The organism is Harryflintia acetispora, assembly GCA_004340125.1.
GTDB classification, from domain to species: Bacteria; Bacillota; Clostridia; order Oscillospirales; family Ruminococcaceae; genus Harryflintia; species Harryflintia acetispora.
The window spans coordinates 102712-119960 of the sequence record SLUK01000009.1 but is presented as its reverse complement, the minus strand read 5'-3'; the positions used below and the strand labels follow the sequence as shown (position 1 = coordinate 119960).

Here is a 17249-nt window from a genome sequence, read left to right as displayed (position 1 = left end):
CCTTATTCGCCCAGCAGGCGCTTCATGACTTCCTTGTAAGCGTCCTCGACCCCGCCCATGTCGCGGCGGAAGCGGTCCTTGTCCAGCTTTTCGCCGGTGGTGGAATCCCAGAAGCGGCAGGTGTCCGGAGAAATCTCGTCGGCCAGGATGATGGTGCCGTCCGAGGTCTTGCCGAACTCCAGCTTGAAGTCGATCAGCTCGATGTTCAGGTCCTTCAGGTACTCGCTGAGGATTTCGTTGACCTTCAGCGCGTAGCCCGCGATGGTCTCGAGCTCCTCCTTGGTGGCCAGGCCCATGGCGGCGATGTGGTAGTCGTTGACCATCGGGTCGCCCAGCGCGTCGTCCTTATAGGAATATTCGAGCACGGTGGATTTCATCTTGGTGCCCTCGGGCAGGCCCAGGCGCTTGGAAAGGCTGCCGGCGGCAATGTTGCGCACGATGACCTCGAGCGGCACGATGGTGACTTTCTTGACCACCGTCTCGCGCTCGGAAATCTCCTCGACAAAGTGGGTGGGGATGCCGTGGGTCTCGAGCATTTTCATCAGGTGGTTGCTCACCCGGTTGTTGATGACCCCCTTGCCCATGATGGTGCCCTTCTTCTCGCCGTTGAAGGCGGTGGCGTCGTCCTTGTAATCGACGATGTAAAGCTCCGGGTCGTCGGTCTTAAAGACCTTTTTCGCTTTTCCCTCGTACAGCTGCTCCAACTTTTTCATGCTTGCTTCCTCCTGTATCGTCTTATATTGTTTATGTATTAGTACTGCTCCTGCAGCTTCTGGTCCTTTTTGACGACCCCTTCGGTCATTTCCTTCTTCATCGCCGCGAGCTTCGTTTCCAACTCCCCGTCGCTCACCGCCAGAATCTGGATGGCCAGCAGCGCGGCGTTCTTCGCCCCGTCGATGGCCACAGTCGCCACCGGGATCCCGCTTGGCATCTGCACCGTCGCCAGCAGCGCGTCCAGCCCGTCGAGTGTGGAGCTTTTCACCGGAATCCCGATCACCGGCAGGGTGGTGTGCGCCGCGAGCACCCCGGCCAGGTGCGCGGCCTTGCCCGCCGCCGCAATGATCGCCCCGAAGCCGTTCTCCCGGGCATTGGCGGCGAAGGAGCAGGCGAGCTCGGGCGTGCGGTGCGCGCTCATGACGTGCGCCTCCACCGGTACCCCATATTCCTTCAGCGTCTCGACCGCGGCCTTGACGATCCCCCAGTCGCTGTCGCTGCCCATGATGACCGCAACCTTTTTCGACATCCTGCATCCATCCTTTCGTATTCAAAACGTAAAAGGACTGCGGCCCACTAAAGGGGTCGCAGTCCTGCTATGCGCCTATCGAATCTGAGCCGGGAGGCAGTCCGCCAGCTTACAGCTTTCCCGCATATGGGAGAAGGGGCTGCCGATGAGAGAGCGGGTGAAAAACGCCATTGTGTTTCCTCCGGTACTGCCTGTCGGTTTAAATTCACTACTTATCCAGTGTAAACCATCGCCAGGTAAAATTCAATGGTTTTTCCCCGTTTCGGCAAAAATCAGCAGAAAGCAGAGAAGCCCTTTGACGCTTCCAATCGGATTTAGGCAGATTGACGGCAGGGTGCCGCTGCCGGTTCGCGAAGCAAAGCGAACTCACAGCGGAGCTGTTTACCCCGCGTTCTAAGTAAAAGGGTTCCAAGGGGGCGACGCCCCTTTGGCGGGTGCGGGCAGTTAGGCGCACGCATTTTTGGCGCCCGACCAAAAATGCAGGCTCGCTTTGCGAGCGGTGCGCCTCACGGGCTAGAAACGAGCCGTTTCCCTAGACGCCTTTTAAGACGTTGGACCCCCTTTCGGGTTTATTTTTGGTTTCCAAAGGACTAAGTCCTTTGGAAACCGATCGGGAAAGCTCCGACGAGGGAGACCCCCTGCGCGGGGAAACGCACAATCGTCGTTGCAATCAGTGTCCTGCGCGGGCAAAAAGCCCCGCTCCGGAAAACCGGAGCGGGGCTTCGCATTTCGCGGCGAGCGCAAATGTGTATAGTCCGCGCGTGGTCGCGCGTGGGGTGGTCTCAAAGGAGGGGCGTCCCCTCCTTTGTTTGCTTCTTTTGGGTCTTTTCTTTCAAACAAAGAAAAGACCTCAGGGTTTGGAGCGGACAGCCCCACAAAAAGAGACTACTATTTTGTAATTTTTCTCCATATCCCCGAGCGCTCCAGCACCGTGTGGAAGGCCGGTGCGAGCAGCACCGCCACCACCACGGCCAGCAACGCGTTGAGCAGCGACGCACCCGCCTTGGTCGCCAGCAGCGCCATGACGGTGGGCATGGGATTCTTAATCAGGAAATACTGCTCGATGAAATTTTTAACCAGATACAGCACGATGTAGCTGACGCTCCCCACGCACGCGCCGAGGATGTTGGAGCCCATCTTTTTGCCCTGCCTGCCGCCCCGGTTGGCGATCAGGCCCGCGAAAAAGCCGATCACGAATTTCATGATGAACGTCAGCGGCGCTTCCGCCGCATAGAGCGGGTTGGTCAGATCGTAAAAGAAGCCGCCCAGTCCCGCGCAAAGTCCCCCGCGCACCGCGCCGAGCAAAATACCCGACAGCACGCAGAACACGTTGCCGAAGTGGATTCTTGTCACATCTCCGATCGGGATGGAAAGAAAGTTTGCCGCAAAGACCACCGCCGCCATCACGCCCACCAGCACAATGTCGTAGGTGTTGAATTTCCGTTTCTCCTGCGTGTTTTCCATAGTAAGCCCTCCCCGGAATACATGTTGTGGCGAAAGGACCAAATGTGTTTAGAGCAGGCTGAAGCTCTTGCTGACCTCGCGGCTCTCCAGCAGCCCGATGTCCCGCTCGAACATCACGCCGAAGCGGGGGTCGCTGCTGTAGCTGAAGGTGTTTTTGATGGTGCGCTCCAAAAACCCGGTCGCGCGCGCCATCGCGATGGGCAGGCTGTCCCCGCGCAGGAAGCCGCCGACCAGGACGCTGGCGAACATGTCCCCCGTCCCCGGGTAGCTCACCGGCGTGTAGTCGCACCCCACCATCCAGTAGCTGCCGCGTTCCCGGTCAAACCCGAGGTTGGCGATCTTCCCGTCGGCCATCTGCACCCCGGTGATCACCGCGTACTTCGGTCCGAGCTCGCAAAGGCGGGCCAGCATGCTCTTGGCCTGCGTGCGCGTCAGCGGCTCGAAGCGGTAATCCTCGTGCAGCAGCATGCACGCCTCGGTCAGGTTGGGGGTGATCACGTCGGCCCCCGCCACCAGCTCCCCCATCCGCCGGATCATGTCGGCGTTCATGGTGCGGTACGCTTTTCCGTGGTCGCCCATCACCGGGTCCACCACCGCCAGCGCCTTTGGATAGAGCGCCAGCGCCCGCAGGCAGGAGTCGATCTGCCCCGCCCCGCCGAGAAAGCCGGTGTACACGCACTCAAAGTCGATGCCCAGCCGCTCATAGTGCGCCAGCGCGGGGGCGATGAAGTCGGTCAGGTCGCGCATCTCCACGTCCCCCAGGTTTCCCGTGTGGGTGCTGAGCACCGCCGTGGGCAGCGGGCAGACCTGTACCCCCATCGCCGACAGGATCGGCAGGATCACCGTGAGGGAGCAGCGCCCGAACCCCGAAAGGTCATGGATCGCCAGCACCCTGCCTGGTCTGTTTTCCATAAGGTTCCTCCACAATCGGGCGGGTCTCCCCGTCCTGCATTTATTCTAGTCTTTGCCCTCTATTTTATCAAAATCTAAAAAAATTGCTATCCCAAGCGTGTTTTTGTACGATTCCTCCACAGAATACTATTATTTAAATTTGGTATTTATATATATTGACGGCAAATCCATCCAGCATCTTCCGCCCGAAATCCGCCCCGGTCGGATTGCACAACCGGATGGAGGCAATCTGGTTTTCCCGTTGTACAAATTGTAGAATTCCCGCTCCCAGACTTTTTCTCGGTTAGCAGGAAGTGCCCCGGACAAACTAATACCGGTTTGCCGGGCAGACCAAAGAAAAAACGGGGAGATGAAGAATTTGAACAAGATGGTTTCCAACGCACTGACCGGGGTTGCCGTCACCATGGCGGTCGGGACCGCCGCTTATATGATGACCCAGAAGAGCCCCGCCAAGAAGCGCCGCCAGATGAAGAAGACCGCCGACCGCGCCATCCACGCCGTGGGCGAGATCGTGGACGGGATTTCCTCGGTCATGCACTAACCCTCCCAAAAAAGCAGCCGGTCCCCTGCACAGTACATGCTGTGCAGGGGACCGGCTGATCTATGTAAAACCCTGCCGCTATGCGCGGGAGGGATGTCAGCGAAGCGCCATCCAGGCGTAGGTCTTCCCGGTCTGGTTGAGGATCGGCCCGACCCCGATCACCGAGTCCTCGACGTTTTCCACCGAAAAGCCGGTATCGCTCAGCGTGATCCCCATGCTGGCGCCGTTTTCGGTGGCCACCCCCGAATAAAGGTCGGCGGTGCGGTAGTTCCAGTCGTAGTAGATCAGCGGCTGCCCCACGGCATAGACCAATAAAAATTTCGGCTTGAAGCCGACCGTGACCTGCCGCGACGAGGTGCCGTCCCCGCTGTAGCTGCCGTATTCCATCGGGGCGCGCAGCCACCCGTGCTCCTCCTCGCTCAGATGAAGCGTCGCATTGGCCGCGTGGGCCCCCAGCGCGGCGTCCAGCTTTTCGTTGTCCAGGTTAAAGTCGTCCATCTTCGGCTTGTCGCTGCCGGTCCATTTGTTGAGCCCGTAGTTTGGCGTCTTGTAAGTGCTTGGCATAATTCACTCCTCTTTTATTGGCGCGGGCTTTACAGCATATCCCCCGCCAGGTCGAATTCCTCCCAGGTGAAGTCCCGCTCGTCGAACCTATCGCAGTCCCACCCCTTTTCCTCGAAATCCACCCAGGTCATCTCCCCGATGACCAGCTCGTACTCCAGATGGGCGGGCAGCATTTTCCCGATCATCGCCTTGAGCTTGTCCAGGGTGGTAAACTCCCCCAGCAGCTCCAAAAACACGACCTCCAGGCGCTCCTCGGCCGGATGCTCGATCAGCTGCGAATGGAGCCCCGCCGCGCGCAGCGAGGCGAGCATCCCCTCGTGGGTGAAGTCGCTCTGCGCCACGCTCAGGCGGTAGATGATCAGCTCCCGCCGCCGCTCCAGCGTCAGCTTGGGGTTGAAGGGGAGCGAGAGCAGCCGTTCATAGCGCGCCACCGTCTCCTCGCTCGCCGTTTGGATGTACATATCCCGCCAGAGGGTAGAAAGTTCCTCCTGGACGAGCGCCAGCGCGCAGAGGTAGCTTTCCAGCTCGGCCTCGATCAGGCTGCCCTGCAGCCGGTAGATCCCCAAAGAGCCCATCAGCGAATAGACCGAGCGGCGGCAATCAAAGCGCTCCATCACACGACCTCCATCCTGGCGATCGCGATCTCTCCGGGGCGGATGATCTCGTCCGCCGCCGCGCGCACGTCGGCGGCCGGGGAGAGTAGCGTGACGTTGCGCACCCCCTCCAGTGCGCAGAGTGCCGCCAGGAGCCTTGCGCACATCAGGCTCTCCCCCACCTGCTGCGACAAAAAGTAGTCGTGCAGCGCCGCCTGGCACCGGGCCTTGACCTCCTCGAAGGAATCGTTCTCCATAGGATCCAGCAGCAGCGAGAGATCGGCCCTTTTTTCGACGGCGTTTTTGACCAGCACGTCCACGTTGATCTCCTTCTTCTGCGCCAGCGACTGCTGCAGCTGCTGCACCCGCCCGGCCGGCAGGTCCTCCAAAAACCCGCTGACCGCGATGTCCACCGTCCCCCGGCCGCGCACGCGCGGCAGCACCGCCGCCGAGGCGACGAACTCATGCTGTGTGACCTCGCCGTAGTAAAAGGCGCTGTTGGTGCTGTTCGAGACCGAGCGGTAGCTCTCAAAGAGCCGCTCGCGCAGCTGCTCGTCGCTCTCCTCGTCGGTGCCCCCCGTAAAGGGGGCCGGGTTCTGCACCCCGCTGATCCCCACCACCGGGGTCACCATGGTGTCGATCCGGTTCGCCGCCAGGTTCCCGCCCGCCCCCGCGGTGCAGGCGCTGGCAGGCGCCTGCACCGTCAGCTCGCCCGCCGCCAGGGTCGCCGCCGCATCGGTGGCAAACTCCACCCCGCCGCCCGAGACGAGCGTCCCCTGCGGGATGAGCAGGTCCTCCTCCCCGGCGCTGCGGCGGGAAAAGGTGAGCGTGCCCCGCGCGAAAAGCGCGCCCTTGCGTGAAAGGCCCCGCGTCTCGGCATGCCTTTCCAGGCTCTCGCCCCCCGCGGTGGCCGGGAAGAGCTCCCGGCGCAGCTGCGCGCATTCCTCGAGGAGGCTTGCGACCTGCTCGCTGAGCACCGCCATGCGGATTCCCACGTCCGACCCGTCGTCCGGATCGAACCCGGCCAGCTCGGCGTACCGCGTCTTCATCATCTGTAAAATCTCCTGCTGTCCCACTAAAGCGCCACCCCCAATTCCACTGTTTTTTTGCTCTCCCGCAGCGTCAGGCTGACGTGTACGGTGAGCCTGTCTCCCGCGTAGGCGCAGGAGGCCCCGTCCACCTGCACCCCCCGCAGCGGGCCCAGCGCCTCCTGTACATAGCCGCTCACCAGGGCATTCGCCCCGGCCGTGTCGCGGGGAAGGCGCCAAAGCAGGCTCCCCAGCTCCCGGTTCAGCGGGAAGCTGCCCTTTTTCACCATCAGGCGGATCATGGCGTTCTGTATGAGCAGCCCGTCCGCATCGAGCGGGATGCTCAGCCCCCGCGCGTCCCGCGCATGGTCCCCGTTTTTCAGCTTACTGTCCATTGCTTCCCTCCGTCTTGCCGACGATCTCCCCGTTTTGGGAGACGGTCAGCCCGTTTAGCTTGATCGTCCCGTCGGCGCACAGCCGCAGCACGGCACCGCCGGTGCTGCGCAGCTCCACCTCGCCGGGCCGCAGCCCACCGTCACCCTCGTCGATCACCCCGGCGATCACCTGCTCTCCCCCCGCGTTCAGCAGGAGCAGCCGGTCCCCCTCGCTGGGGATGTAGCGGCAGCCGCCGTACAGATAGCGCGGGTCCTGGAGGGTGGTGTCCCCCTGTACGGTCACCTTGCCCTCCTTAGCGTCGATGACGCGCACCGCCTGTGCGTTCGGGCGCCCCGGCGCGCCGGGGCGCATCCGCTCGGTCATCCACATCCTTTCCCTTCCTTTCCATCATCTGATAAAGCGGTGGTCCCGCAGCTCGACCTCCTCGCGAAAGCCGTCCTCGTTGAGAATATAGCGCACCTCCCACACCGCCCAGCCGATTTCGCTGTCATACGGCTCGTAGAAGTCGCCCGGGTAAATGGCACGGTAGTGCGCAAGCACCTCACGCCGCACCAGTCTGGTTGCGGCCGCCCGCTTGTATGCGTTGTACTGGCTCTGCCACCATTTACTCTCGTCCTCCACGCCGGCCGAATAGAGGTACCGCCGCCGGGTGATCCCGAGCTCGGGGGTATACTCCCGGCTGTAGACCAGCCGGCCCAGCTCGTCCAAAATCCCTGTCTCGGAGACGTATTGGGTCCGGTCGATCTCCTGTCCGAAGGCGAGATGCACCCCCTTGATCCGGCCGCCCTCGACGGGCAGCCCCCGCTCAGGGACATACTCGGTGCGCACCACCCCATCCCGGTCGATGTACGGGTCGGGCCTCCAGGAGGCCCGGCAATAATTTTTGAGCACGTCCCATTCGCTCATCCCCTTGCGCACCACAAATTCCGAGGGGCGCGTCTCGAAGCTGTCCGAAAGGCGGGTGAAGCCGTAGGGCTCGATATGCCGCTCGAAGATCCGCCCGATCGAGGGGTTGTAGTAGGTCTGCGGCTTTGCCTCGCAGTCGAGCAGGCAGGCCCCCCTGGTGCGCGCCTCGATTTTTAAAAGGCTCCCGTCCCTCTCCTCGCTGTAGCACTGCTTGTCCATCAGCCCGTCGAAGAGGGTCTCGCCGTCGAGCAGGAGGCGCACCGTTTTCTGCTCGGGCAGCGGACCGCTCATGGCGAAGGACGCCTTGCAGCTGTAAACCGGGGAGGCGAAGGGGCGCACCACCTCGAAGCCGATGCAGCTGTAAAGGGTGGTGTCCTCCCCGCCGGTCCCGGTAAAACAGGCCGTAACCGTCATATGCCGCCCTCCAGCGTGCGCCGCTGGTCCTCGATGAAGCGAAAGGAAAAGCGCAGCGTCACCCCACCCTGCCCGACCGCCTCGAGATAGGCGAAATAGGCGTACATCGGCCCGGCCACCGGGGAGATCAGCAGCGCCGGCTCCTGGGCGCGGTAGCTCTGGCAAAGCGCCTCCCACTGGGCGGCCACGTCGCCGCCGAACAGCTCGCCCTCGCCCTCGATGATCCGCGCGTTCTCCCCGATGTTCTGCGCATCCTGCCACCTGCCCGGGCAGCTGCGCAGCCGGATGTTCTTCTCCTGCCGCAGCACGATCCTCGACGGGTTATACCGGAACTGGTAGTCCCCGAACTGCATGATCGCCGCAATTTTCTCCAAACCTTGCCCCTCCTTTAAAAGTCCTCTTCCACCCGCGGGTATTGCCGCGACTCGAATTCCATCTCATCCGAAATCTCTCTGAGCGCCACCCGCCTCTGGCGCGGGTAGAGCACCTCGCGCGGCTGCGGCCCCGTCCTCTGCTCCTCCTGTGCGGGGGCGGCCACCTCGTAGACATCCATGGGGGCCCCCACGGTGACCCCCGCAGTGATTCCGGCCGTGCGCGCCGCCGTACCCTGCGCGAAGGCCGGCCTCGATGGCTGATACGTGCTCGGCGCGTAAAGCGCCGGCTCCTGCCGCGGCTGCTGCGGCAGGGACCAAGCCTCGTGCTCCTCACCGGTCTGCCGCGGCGGCGCCTCTTCCCCGGCCTCCCGCAGCAGGGAGGCGACGGGGCGCCTCCCCGCGGATGCGCGCTCCTGCCGCGCGGACTGCTCCTGCAGCTCTAACAGTTCCTCAAGCATGCTCCCCCTCCTCCTGCTGCCGATAGAGGGCGGCGAGAGACGCGATCTGCTCCATCGGCAGGAGCGCCGCCACCTGCTGTGGCGTGTAAAGCTCTTGTCCCTGCTCGTCGCACAGCGCCAGAGAGAGCAGCGCGATGTTGCGGCAGAGCGGCAGCAGCCGCCCAGCGTCCGGGTAATGCGGCAGAAACTCTCCCAGCAGCCCGCGCACCAGCTCGTGCTCGCAGAGCATGCGCCCGGCCGGCACCTGCCGCAGGAACACCCCGTCCCCAAGCGGCGTCATCTTTTTTGGCAGCGCCATCAGCGCACCTCCATGCGCTTTTGGGCCACCAGCGAGATCCACTCGATCACCGTGTCGTTGAGATTGGCGTTTTCGCTGATCTCGCTCCACTCGCAGCCCGAGTAGATCAGCTTGCGGTCGGGCTTCACGATCACCAGGTTGAAGCCGGAAAGCGCATAAAAGTCGACCCCGTCGCTCAGGGCCCCCTCGCTGATCACGACCCTGGAAAGCTCCACCACATGCCGGGTCCTCCCGCCGATCGTCCCGACCGGCTCCTCGCTTCCGAACGCCTCGACGTACCGGCTCTCGCGGGTGGTTTTCACCTTGTAGCTCTGCGCCACCGCCAGCTTTTGCCCGTTGATCTCGATGTAGATGTCCCGGCTGGTCGGCACCGTAATAATTGCCATTCTTCTATCCCCCTCAAACCGTAATCTGCGCGACGATGCGGATCTGGCTGATCACGCCCGCCACATGGAACCCGACCTCGAGCAGCAGCACCCCCGGCTCGTCCGGCTGTTCGCTGACGAGCGGCACGTCGAAGTCGTCGATCAGCCCCTCGTCCTGCTTTGCCGCCAGCTCGATGGTCGCCTGCGAGGCGATCGCCCCGCGGGTGAGCGCGTTGTTGCGCGCGCCGCGCAGGCGCTGCTTCATCGCGGTGCGCAGGGCGGCCATCACCTCGTCGATGATCAGCATGGTGTTGAGTGCCGCGAGGCTGTAGTCCGCCGCGCCGCCGCTCATGCTGCGGGTGGTCAGCGCCTTTACGCACTGAACCTGCCCGCCCACGCTCTCGAAGGCGCAGACGCCGAGGCCCAGCATCTCCTCGAGCGCGCTCTCGCTGATCGCCTCGACAAGCGCATCCACCCCGCCGAGTACCAGCCCGTTGAGGTTGTAGCCGGCGCTCTCGGCCGTCAGCACCCCGGCCGCGAAGGCCGCGGCGGTGAAGGCCGCGCTCTCCCCTTCCCCATACCGGGCCGCCGGGGCGCAGAGCACCATCCGCTCGCAGCCCAGGCTCTGCGCCAGTACAGGCGCACCACTGCTCTCCTTCGCCCCGCAAAAGCCGAGGCGTTCCTTCTGGCGCTCGCTGCAGTAAACGCAGTGGCCGCGCAGCTCCTGCAGTACCGCTTCCTCCCCGCTGTCGCAGACGACGGCGTAGAGGTTTTCGATCCCCTCGAGCCGCGCGAAGGCCGCCTTGTAGTCCTCGGCCGTCGCCCCCGTAGGCACCGGCGCGCAGTAAACCTTGCTCACCCCGCCCTCCAGCAGGATTTTGCAAAGCGGGTAAAGCCCCGCGTCCCCCTGGCTTGGCAGGGCGGCGGCGAGCTCTTCCACGCTCTTTACTTCATAGAGCGCCTCGGGGTTCTCCCCCGTATAGACGCCGACCGCCGCCGCAAATTTCTGCGAGCTTGCCGCCGCGTACCGGCTCTTGACCGTATATTCGGAATAGACCCCCGGCCGCTTGGTCCAAAAGCTCAATCTTCCTTCCTCCTTATCACAACGTTTTGATATCCCCCGCTCTCCTCCTGGCGGGTGATCAGGCAGCGCAGGGTGAAGCGGCAGCATAGGCTGACGCTGCGCTCGGCCGCGTCATACTGCGCGCGCTCGGTCTGCACGCTGTGCAGATAGAGCTCTCCCGCCTCAAAAAACAGCACCTGCAATACGCTGTCCAGCAGCTCGTAGCACCCCTTTGCGCCGCGCTCCCCGCCGAGGAGGACCATGCGCAGGGTCAGATCCACCAGCCGCCCGCGCAGCAGGGCTTCCTCCTGAGAGCTTAGAGCGCCGAGATAGTCGTTTGCGTTCTCTACCGTCTCGGCCCCTTCGAGCGAGAGGGTCACCGTCCTGCGCGGCGCTCCCGGCCCGGCGTTCTGGGGGTCGTACGCGGTGACGATACGCACCCCCGGCAGGGCGGGGCGAAGCAGCTCCTGCACATGCTCCAGCAGGTCCCACAGATGGTTCACGTCGCGTCCTCCTCTCCCAGCTCCTCGCAGAGCCCCGTGCGGTAGATTTCATGCTCCCCAAGCCAGTAGCCGCTCACCTGCAGCAGTAGATACCGCTTCCCGTCCGCTTGCAGCACCTCGTGCTCGCGGGCGCACGCCTCCCCGGGGAGCGCATAGTACCGCCACAGGGCGCGGCGAAGGCCTCCGCTCTCCCCGAGACGGTACCCTTCGCCCGGGTCCTCGCTGTGGGGGAAGAGCAGCGCCTTGTGCCCGCTGCCCGCTTTCCCCTCCACCGAGACCTGCCGCCCGTATTGGCGCAGCAGGGTGGCGAGTGTTTGCTCCAAATTCATGCCGCCCACCCCGCTACACACAAAAGAACTGCGCGCCCTCGGGCAGCAGCAGCTCTCCGATCAGCAGCCGCCATTCGTCCGGGGAGGGCTCACTGCGCCCAGCGCTCACCGACAGCTCGCCCAGGCGCACCGAGCTCTGGGAGCCGGATGACTCGTACCGCTCGCGCATCCAATAGGCCGCCGCAAGTGCCAGCCGCCCGCTGTTTTCCCCGCAGTCCGCCCCCGGGCGCAGCCGGGAGCGGATCGCCCCGGCTGCGGCCTCGGCGAGGGAGGCGTACTGCTGCGCCTGCTCGCTTGTCAGCGCGCAGAGCTTGCCGAATTCCTCCAGAATCGCTTCGATCGTCATACCGCTATGCCTTCAGTCCCAGCACCTTGACCGCCTGCGGGAAGATCTTGGCAAAGCCGGCGGTCGCGGTGATGGCGGTGCGCTCGAGCTGGCAGTCGATCAGCCGGTCGGAATCCACCGACACCTCCCCGGCGCAAACCATCTCCAGCGCACAGCGGCTGTCCAGGGCCACGATGGTCCCGGCCGGCACCGCGCTCGAACGGATGAGGGAGGCGCCCAGCGGGGTCGCCAGCTTCCCGGTGCCCTGGAAGTTGAGCCCGGCCGCCGCGTCCTGCATCTCGGGCAGGGCCAGGACTTTGAGCATCATGTCGGGCGAGGCGAGCAGCACGTTCATCTCATAGTCCTCGAACTCGCCCCACAGCCCGACGAGATCCCCATAGGAGAGCTTTCCGCTCTCGGCGGTTTCGATCCGGTCGGCGGCGTTGTCGTTGCCGTCCCCGTCGATCAGGACGCGCACCGCGTCGGCGAACTGGCTCTTGGCGATGTAGGCGCCGATCTGCTTGAGCGCGACGCTGAAGAGGTCGATGTGCTGGAATTTGATCGCCTCATAGGAGGCCGCGAGCATCCTGCCGCGCTTATAGAGCCGCACGAGGTTGTCCTTGAGGCGGATCTGCACCTGCGGGATCATGCCGCCCTCGAGCACCACCTTGAGCTCCTTGTCGTCCTCGCTAAAGTCGGTGGTGATGGTGCGGTAATCCAAAGAATTGATCATGGTCTTGGCCGCGATGACGCTCCCCAGATGATCACTCTGCTCCATCCCGGCGCCCACCGCCCTGGCCACGTACTCCGGGAAGAGGCTGGCGCTCTCGCCGGTGGAGAAGAACTTCTGCAGCAGGTCGCTGCGCTCGCCCGAAACCTTGATGTCGAAGCGCTTGAGCTGGCGCTCAAAGGCGTCGAGCCCGGCCAGCTCGCCGCTGTAGCCGGCGCTCGGATCGAGCCGCTCGAGCTGGCTGGTCAGCCGCTCGCCGTTTTTGTACATATCCTTGGTGATCGCAATATTCTGATAATTCATTCGCTTTCCTCCTACAGTATGATGGTGGCCGCGCCGTTTTCCGCCGAGACCACTGTGACCGCGCGCCCGGCACTCTCGCCCTCGCCCAGGGCGGCGATCCCGCCGTTCGCGTCCGCCTTGAGCGTGGTGTAGCCGAGTGCGGGCGCCGTGCCGCTATAGGGCACGCTGACAGCGCCGCTCGTCTGCACCAGCGCATAGTCCCCCACAACCCCCGCGATGAAACCGATAAACGCCCCGCTGGTGCAGGGGCCGACGGTGCCGTTTTGGGTGATGGTGGCGGCGCTCCCCTTTTTGCAGCCCTCGTCCGCGCGCATCGTCACAAATTTGGTGTCGTACCCTTGAATGCTAATATCCATTTTTACATTCCTTCCTTTCGCTCTCAAATTCTAAATTGACTTTCGCCCTTTGCTTCCTGCCTGCCCGGCAGCTCCCCCAGCAGCTGGGAATGGATCGGCAGCTGCTGCGCCGCTTTCTTTTGCAGCGCCGCGCTGAGCATCTGAAGCTCGCCGCTCTCCAGGCGGCCCGCGATGGCGCGCAGCGACTTGCAGTCCACCCCTTCGAGGCTCAGCAGCCCGCAGCGCACCAGCTCGTCCTCCTGGCGTCGCCTCCACTCGCCGCCCAGGCGGGCGGCCTCCCGGGTCTGCCGCAGGTATCCTTTGAGCCGCTCGGCGGCCTCCCCCTCAAGGGCGCCGCCCTGGAGCAGGCCGTCGAGGTCCTCCTGGCAAAAATGCTTGCTCGTCGCGCTGCGCACCCCGGCCCCGGCCTGGGCGGGCACCGCCACGAAGGACCATTCATAGGCGTCGCTGGGCCCATCCAGGATATGGTGGCAGAGCGCCCCGTCCGGGTGGGGGTAGCGCTTCCCCTTTTCATGGGCGCAAGGCCCCTCGCGCTGGTCGGCCCCACAGACCGAGCAGACGGCCCTGTCCATCCTGCAGCTGACGCTGACCTCCTTCTTGATCCCCGCGTCGATCTCCAAGATCAGGTCGCGGTTGTGCTCCCCGCGCACCATATACGCCTGGGCGAGCAGGTAGTGGTAGGCCTCCCCCGCCGAGGTGGTCCTGTCCGAATCCCGGACCACCTCGGCGCGGTAAATGCGCGCTTGCTGGTTCTCCCCCTTGGGGTTGTGGTCGAAGATCCCCGTCTTGCCGACGAAGAGCTCGCAAAGCCCCTGCAGCGCCTCACAGGAGAACCGCTCATAGTCCCGGTCGACCTCGTTGTCACAGAGCACCACCGGGAAGGTATAGACCTCCTCCTCGCTCAGCTGGCGCCGGGTATAGCGGTTGATGAGGTCCATGTCCCCCGCCTCGGTGCCAAGCGGCGCCTGCGGCGCAAAGGTGTTTTCAAACTCCTTCTTCGTTTTCTTCTCCTCCTTTGGTGCAGGCCTGCGCGTGGAGCAGCTCGGCCCTGGCCTGCTCCACCTCGTCCTGCAGGTTGATGGCGGACCACTCCACCTGCACTTCGTCCGGCAGGGCGCGCAGCCGCAAAAAGAGCGACACCACCCGCCGGATCACCGGCTCGAGCAGGCTGCGGTAGTACTCCAGCTCGGTGGTCAGGATGTCCGCCTGCTGCTTGCTCATGCGCTCGGTGGTACTCCAGCTCAGCCCCAGCATGAAGGGCGGGATGCCGAGCTTGCTGACGATCTCCTCGAGCATCTGCCGCACCGGCACCTCGGTGTCGATCATCTGGTTGTCCGCGCCGATCACCTTGATGTCCACGTCCCCCACCGCCACGAAGTCGCGCACCACCCCGTCGCGAAGCCCCGAGACCGAGTGCCGCCACTCCTTGGCGATGTTCTGGGCGATCTCCTTGGCGTTCGCCCGGTCCAGCGCCGAAGCGCCGGGGCGGTAGGTCACCGCATAGCGCAGGTTCCCGATCCGCTCGAAGTTCTGTCCCATCGAGCGGTAGATTTTGTGCAGAATCGAGGTGACGAAGGGCAGCCCCTCCAAAAGCGAGCGTCCCACAATCTCCCCCGCCTTGGGCGCGAGGGCCGAAAAGAGGATGAGCTGCGGATAGGGCACCTCATGCAGCTGCCCCGTCTGCCCCCGCACCTTGATCACCGGCTCGAGCCGGGCCTGGTCGAGCGTCAGTTCAATGTTTTTTAGCGGTGCCAGGTACAGCCCGTGGATTTCCTTTCCCGAGGGCTCAAGCACGATCTCCCCCACCGCGTTGCCGTAGGTCAGCAGATCGCCAAGGTACCCCCACAAAAACTTTTGCAGCCCCTCGGTGTACCCGCCGACCGGCACCTCGCGCAGGAAGCGCTCGGCCTCCCGCTGCGCCGTCCTGTCGGCGCAGCAGACCGAAAATTCCCCGCTCAGGCGCACAATCTTGTCCAGCGCCGCATCGATGATCGGGATGGTCGCGCGCATCGCCTCGAACAGCTCGTACCGTCCTGCGCCGAGGCGGGAGGAGCCCTCCCATTTTTCCAGGAAGACGTCCTGCTGCGGCATGGTCTGCACGCTGAGCGCCCCCGGCGCTTTTCCCCGCCTTCCCCATAGTTTTTTTAAGTCCAATCACAGTCTCCTTCCTGCCGCGCGGGCGAAAGCGCGTAGAACCCGCTCTGCGGCGAACGGGCAACCGTCATACACAGATAACGCATCTCGTCCATCGCGTGGTCGTTTCTTTTGATGGGCGCGTCCTGGGCGCTGTTTTGGTCCCAGCGGTAGAGCCCGAACTCCCGCAGGATCCCGCCGCAGCTTTGGTGAAAGCGCAGCTGTCCCGAACGCAGCATGTCGCTGACCACCCGGATCCCGTCGAGCACGTCGTTGCAAGCCGGGATCACCAGGAATCTTCCGTGCCTGCGAATGCAGGTGATGAAGCTCGCCGCACTCGGGTCCACCACCACCGCCTCGATCTCCCGCTCGCCCGCCAGAGCGCACAGCGCCTCGTAGTACTCCTCGTCGGTGCGCACGATTCCGCTCTCGCGCGCGTCGTGGTAGTATTCCGCCGCCCGGTACCACACCCCGTCCCGCTCTCCCCACAGCCCGATGGAGGTGGGGTTCAGGGTACCGTAGTCGCAGGAGAGGTACCAGCGCTCACAGTCCGGAACCGTGTCCACCACATGCCGCTCCCGCTCGAACATCGGATAGACCGCCCCCTCGGCGGCCACCCACTTGCCGAGCACGAAGCGCTCGTAAAACGCCCCGGTGTAAAGGCTGTGGTACCGCCGCACAATCTCCTCCCCCAGTGCCGGGTTGTCCGAGAGGGCGAAGTGCAGATAGAGCATGTTACGCTCGCGCCGCTTCTTGATCCACTCGTTGTAAAACCAGTGGAAGGGGTGCTCGGGGTTGCAGTTGAACCAGAAGGTCGAGCCCGCAACCGAGCAGCGCGCCAGCGCCTGCTCGACGAACGAGCGGGGCATGAGCGCCACCTCGTCGAAGAGCACGCCGCCCAGCGTGATCCCCTGGATGAGCGCGCCCGAGCCCTCGTCCTTCCCCCCGAAGAGGTAGAAGCGCCCGGTGCGCTCCCCCATCGTCAGCTCGAAGTAGTTTTTCGACACCTTCTCCCGGCACTCAAAGCCGAGCTGCCGCAGCACCCCCAGCAGCGGGGTCACCACATTGCGCCGCAGCGAGGCGATGGTCTTGCCGCACAGCGCGAAGCTCTGCCCCGAAAAGCGCCAGAGCGCCCAGGCCGCGAAGGAAACCGACATGCACAGCGTCTTGCCGCTGCGCACCGCCCCGTCGCAGATCAGTCCGCTCCTGTGCGCCTCCTTCGAGCCGGGGGTCCACCAGGTCAGCGCCAGCAGCTGCTTTGGGGAAAACTCCTTAAACTCCATCCTCGTCCTCCCGCGGCTCCTGCGCGCCCTTGCCCGCCGAGATGAGCGCGCTGTAGAAGCTCCTCGCCTCGTCCGGGACCTTTTTCTCTCCCGCCCCCAGCGCCTCGAGGGCCCGCAGCCGGTCGTACAGCCCGATTTCCACCCCGCCCCCCTTGAGGGTCTTGATCGAGGACACGCCGTAAAGGTCCAGCCTTTCCAGCTCCTCGTCGCCCAGCTCCTCGGGGTGCAGGGCCAATTTGACCGCGTCGCGGTTGTCTACTGCGGCCAGCCGCCCGAGCCCCAGGCGTGCCAGGCTCTGCAGGCGCTCCTGCTCGAGCTCCCAAAGCCTGTGTACCTCGGCGGTTACCTTCTCCTTACCGATCAGCTCGATCGCCTGCTGAAGCGACAGCCCTGCTCTCGCCGCCGCGTGTTCGGCGTCGCAGCCGTGGGCGTAATGATAGCAAAAACAGCGCTCACGGCCTGTCAATTTTTCCTGTGTGCTCACTGAAGTTTAAACCAGCCCCTTTCCCGCTGTTGTCACGCTTTCGCGTGCAACCCCGGGATAAAACCTTTAAAATCTAACCGTTTTCGTCTATTTTTCTACACACCCTGCTTTTTTTCCTGGTCGGCGGATGGAAAAATCCTGGCAGAAGCCCGCCCATCCCCCTTGACGGATCGGGCCGTTTGGT

General features: G+C 63.9%; 25 protein-coding genes. 1 reads left to right on the top strand and 24 read right to left on the bottom strand.

The annotated features are described in order from the left end of the window. Nucleotides 1–2 precede the first annotated feature (2 nt). The 4 genes from purC to EDD78_RS10695 form a co-directional block, all read right to left on the bottom strand. Nucleotides 3–713 carry a phosphoribosylaminoimidazolesuccinocarboxamide synthase gene (gene purC, locus EDD78_RS10715; protein WP_079698687.1) on the bottom strand — a complete coding sequence of 237 codons (711 nt, stop codon included), beginning with the start codon at nt 711–713 and terminating at the stop codon, nt 3–5. 38 nt (nt 714–751) lie between these two features. Continuing rightward, a complete protein-coding gene (purE, locus tag EDD78_RS10710) occupies nt 752–1243 on the bottom strand; it encodes a 5-(carboxyamino)imidazole ribonucleotide mutase (protein WP_132084923.1) in 492 nt (163 codons plus the stop codon). An 888-nt stretch (nt 1244–2131) separates the two neighbouring features. After that, the gene (locus EDD78_RS10700) at nt 2132–2707 is read right to left on the bottom strand and encodes an ECF transporter S component (protein WP_132084921.1); all 576 of its coding nucleotides are present in this window, start codon (nt 2705–2707) and stop codon (nt 2132–2134) included. 48 nt (nt 2708–2755) lie between these two features. Further along, on the bottom strand, nt 2756–3619 hold the full coding sequence (locus EDD78_RS10695) for a pyridoxamine kinase (protein WP_132084920.1): 864 nt from the start codon (nt 3617–3619) through the stop codon (nt 2756–2758). 358 nt (nt 3620–3977) lie between these two features. Here EDD78_RS10695 and EDD78_RS10690 point away from each other — a divergent pair, with 358 nt between their 5' ends. Next, nucleotides 3978–4160: a hypothetical protein gene (locus tag EDD78_RS10690; protein WP_143533544.1), complete on the top strand. Its 183-nt coding sequence runs from the start codon at nt 3978–3980 to the stop codon at nt 4158–4160. 96 nt (nt 4161–4256) lie between these two features. On the opposite strand, the gene EDD78_RS10685 is transcribed toward EDD78_RS10690, so the two are convergent. From EDD78_RS10685 to EDD78_RS10590, 20 genes are read right to left on the bottom strand one after another with little or no spacing between them, the layout of a single operon-like run. Beyond that, entirely contained in the window at nt 4257–4724 is a 468-nt protein-coding gene (locus EDD78_RS10685; RefSeq protein WP_132084919.1) for a hypothetical protein, read from the bottom strand. A gap of 29 nt (nt 4725–4753) precedes the next feature. Next, nucleotides 4754–5338 (bottom strand): putative phage tail protein, encoded by a 585-nt coding sequence (locus tag EDD78_RS10680; RefSeq protein WP_079698680.1) that lies wholly within the window; start codon nt 5336–5338, stop codon nt 4754–4756. Beyond that, nucleotides 5338–6369: a baseplate J/gp47 family protein gene (locus EDD78_RS10675; RefSeq protein WP_117507847.1), complete on the bottom strand. Its 1032-nt coding sequence runs from the start codon at nt 6367–6369 to the stop codon at nt 5338–5340. The genes EDD78_RS10680 and EDD78_RS10675 overlap by 1 nt, the downstream gene beginning before the upstream one ends. A gap of 23 nt (nt 6370–6392) precedes the next feature. Further along, nucleotides 6393–6740 (bottom strand): hypothetical protein, encoded by a 348-nt coding sequence (locus EDD78_RS10670; protein WP_079698677.1) that lies wholly within the window; start codon nt 6738–6740, stop codon nt 6393–6395. Next, nucleotides 6730–7110 (bottom strand): hypothetical protein, encoded by a 381-nt coding sequence (locus EDD78_RS10665; RefSeq protein ID WP_132084918.1) that lies wholly within the window; start codon nt 7108–7110, stop codon nt 6730–6732. The genes EDD78_RS10670 and EDD78_RS10665 overlap by 11 nt, the downstream gene beginning before the upstream one ends. Before the next feature lie 18 nt (nt 7111–7128). After that, a complete protein-coding gene (locus tag EDD78_RS10660; protein WP_132084917.1) occupies nt 7129–8061 on the bottom strand; it encodes a hypothetical protein in 933 nt (310 codons plus the stop codon). Continuing rightward, nucleotides 8058–8435: a hypothetical protein gene (locus tag EDD78_RS10655; protein ID WP_132084916.1), complete on the bottom strand. Its 378-nt coding sequence runs from the start codon at nt 8433–8435 to the stop codon at nt 8058–8060. Before EDD78_RS10655 ends, EDD78_RS10660 begins: the two co-directional genes overlap by 4 nt. Nucleotides 8436–8449: 14 nt before the next feature. Beyond that, nucleotides 8450–8893, bottom strand: coding sequence for a hypothetical protein (locus EDD78_RS10650; protein WP_132084915.1), 444 nt, complete (start codon nt 8891–8893; stop codon nt 8450–8452). Continuing rightward, nucleotides 8886–9191: a hypothetical protein gene (locus tag EDD78_RS10645; protein WP_079698672.1), complete on the bottom strand. Its 306-nt coding sequence runs from the start codon at nt 9189–9191 to the stop codon at nt 8886–8888. The genes EDD78_RS10650 and EDD78_RS10645 overlap by 8 nt, the downstream gene beginning before the upstream one ends. Next, nucleotides 9191–9577 carry a hypothetical protein gene (locus EDD78_RS10640; RefSeq protein ID WP_079698671.1) on the bottom strand — a complete coding sequence of 129 codons (387 nt, stop codon included), beginning with the start codon at nt 9575–9577 and terminating at the stop codon, nt 9191–9193. Before EDD78_RS10640 ends, EDD78_RS10645 begins: the two co-directional genes overlap by 1 nt. A 13-nt stretch (nt 9578–9590) precedes the next feature. Further along, the gene (locus EDD78_RS10635; protein ID WP_165873198.1) at nt 9591–10640 is read right to left on the bottom strand and encodes a hypothetical protein; all 1050 of its coding nucleotides are present in this window, start codon (nt 10638–10640) and stop codon (nt 9591–9593) included. After that, nucleotides 10637–11122 carry a hypothetical protein gene (locus tag EDD78_RS10630; RefSeq protein ID WP_117507849.1) on the bottom strand — a complete coding sequence of 162 codons (486 nt, stop codon included), beginning with the start codon at nt 11120–11122 and terminating at the stop codon, nt 10637–10639. The genes EDD78_RS10635 and EDD78_RS10630 overlap by 4 nt, the downstream gene beginning before the upstream one ends. Then, nucleotides 11119–11445 carry a hypothetical protein gene (locus EDD78_RS10625; RefSeq protein WP_132084913.1) on the bottom strand — a complete coding sequence of 109 codons (327 nt, stop codon included), beginning with the start codon at nt 11443–11445 and terminating at the stop codon, nt 11119–11121. Before EDD78_RS10625 ends, EDD78_RS10630 begins: the two co-directional genes overlap by 4 nt. Before the next feature lie 19 nt (nt 11446–11464). After that, on the bottom strand, nt 11465–11797 hold the full coding sequence (locus EDD78_RS10620) for a hypothetical protein (RefSeq protein ID WP_132084912.1): 333 nt from the start codon (nt 11795–11797) through the stop codon (nt 11465–11467). A gap of 4 nt (nt 11798–11801) precedes the next feature. Then, nucleotides 11802–12809 (bottom strand): phage major capsid protein, encoded by a 1008-nt coding sequence (locus tag EDD78_RS10615; RefSeq protein WP_079698667.1) that lies wholly within the window; start codon nt 12807–12809, stop codon nt 11802–11804. Nucleotides 12810–12820: 11 nt separating this feature from the next. Continuing rightward, nucleotides 12821–13165 carry a hypothetical protein gene (locus EDD78_RS10610; protein WP_079698666.1) on the bottom strand — a complete coding sequence of 115 codons (345 nt, stop codon included), beginning with the start codon at nt 13163–13165 and terminating at the stop codon, nt 12821–12823. Nucleotides 13166–13188: 23 nt separating this feature from the next. Then, on the bottom strand, nt 13189–14103 hold the full coding sequence (locus EDD78_RS10605; RefSeq protein ID WP_286170855.1) for a hypothetical protein: 915 nt from the start codon (nt 14101–14103) through the stop codon (nt 13189–13191). Between the two features lie 46 nt (nt 14104–14149). Beyond that, nucleotides 14150–15319, bottom strand: coding sequence for a phage portal protein (locus EDD78_RS10600; protein WP_132084911.1), 1170 nt, complete (start codon nt 15317–15319; stop codon nt 14150–14152). Further along, the gene (locus EDD78_RS10595) at nt 15310–16581 is read right to left on the bottom strand and encodes a PBSX family phage terminase large subunit (protein WP_132084910.1); all 1272 of its coding nucleotides are present in this window, start codon (nt 16579–16581) and stop codon (nt 15310–15312) included. The genes EDD78_RS10600 and EDD78_RS10595 overlap by 10 nt, the downstream gene beginning before the upstream one ends. After that, complete coding sequence (locus EDD78_RS10590; RefSeq protein WP_132084909.1) at nt 16571–17065, bottom strand: terminase small subunit; 495 nt, start codon at nt 17063–17065, stop codon at nt 16571–16573. The genes EDD78_RS10595 and EDD78_RS10590 overlap by 11 nt, the downstream gene beginning before the upstream one ends. Between the last annotated feature and the right edge of the window lie 184 nt (nt 17066–17249).